General features: G+C 74.6%; 1 protein-coding gene. It reads left to right on the top strand.

The genetic code is table 11. The annotated features are described in order from the left end of the window. The coding region (locus tag ACQG3P_RS22665; RefSeq protein WP_426806310.1) for a hypothetical protein at positions 1 to 240 on the top strand (240 nt) is incomplete at both ends.

Below are 240 nucleotides of genomic sequence, written 5' to 3'. Positions count from 1 at the left end.
GGGTGGCGCTGGTCGGCAACGCCCACGCCGGTACCTGCAACGACATTGTCGGCATCGCCGAGCGGCTGGGCGTGCCCAGCCTTCGCGTGGAAGAGACCCGCCCCGGTTGGAGCCAGCGGCTGCAGGCAGGCTGCGATCCTGGCCGGACCGTGCCGCCCGCCGGGCGCCGCAGCGGCGGCGAACTGCAGTGCGTCTACCTGCTCAAGGTGCCAGCGGCTGACGGGCGCGCGCGGCCGGACA

It is taken from the genome of Stenotrophomonas sp. SrG, assembly GCF_050031795.1.
Classification (GTDB): domain Bacteria; phylum Pseudomonadota; class Gammaproteobacteria; order Xanthomonadales; family Xanthomonadaceae; genus Stenotrophomonas; species Stenotrophomonas rhizophila_A.
Note: the sequence above shows the minus strand (reverse complement) of the source record. Positions and strands in the feature narration are given on the sequence as shown.